This window comes from Microbulbifer echini, from assembly GCF_041447225.1.
Taxonomy (GTDB): domain Bacteria; phylum Pseudomonadota; class Gammaproteobacteria; order Pseudomonadales; family Cellvibrionaceae; genus Microbulbifer; species Microbulbifer echini.
The window spans coordinates 1-581 of record NZ_JBGMEL010000059.1 but is presented as its reverse complement, the minus strand read 5'-3'; the positions used below and the strand labels follow the sequence as shown (position 1 = coordinate 581).

The following is a 581-nucleotide window of genomic DNA, read 5'->3' as shown; positions in this document are numbered from 1 at the left end:
TTATCATAGCAATTACCTTTGGCGCTCATGCTGCACCGCAGATCATACGCTGTAATTAAAGATTGATAATCTTTAGAGCAATACTGGCTTCCCCTGTCAGTATGTACGATAACATTCGTCGGTTTCTTACGTCGCCATAGAGCCATTTGAAGGGCGTCACAGACCAATCTAGCCGTCATCGTTTCCGACATCGCCCAACCAATAATCAGCCGACTATAGAGGTCTATCACTACAGCTAGATATAACCAACCCTCTTCTGTTCGTAGGTAGGTAATATCCCCGACCCATTTCTGATTCGGCGCTTCAGCATTGAAGTTCTGCTCGAGCAGATTTGGGGCCACTGGCAGACCATGTTTTGAGTAGGTTGTGGCTTTATATCTCTTGGCGGCTTTAGTTCGTAGGCCCTGTCGACGCATGCTGGCAGCAACTGTTTTTTGATTATATTTGCTCCCCTCACTGGCCAACTCCCTCGTCAGGCGAGGGGCGCCACTACGTTCTTTACTGGCTATAAAGCGCTGCTGTACCAAACCATCAAGCTGCATTCGGTACTGCTGGCGCTTGGATTGATCGGCCGATCTTGA

Annotated in this window: 1 protein-coding gene; it reads right to left on the bottom strand. The window is 48.5% G+C overall.

Annotated features, from left to right (window positions below):
• Positions 1-581: IS3 family transposase (locus ACCI51_RS19445; RefSeq protein WP_371845087.1), on the bottom strand; the 581-nt coding region annotated here is incomplete at both ends.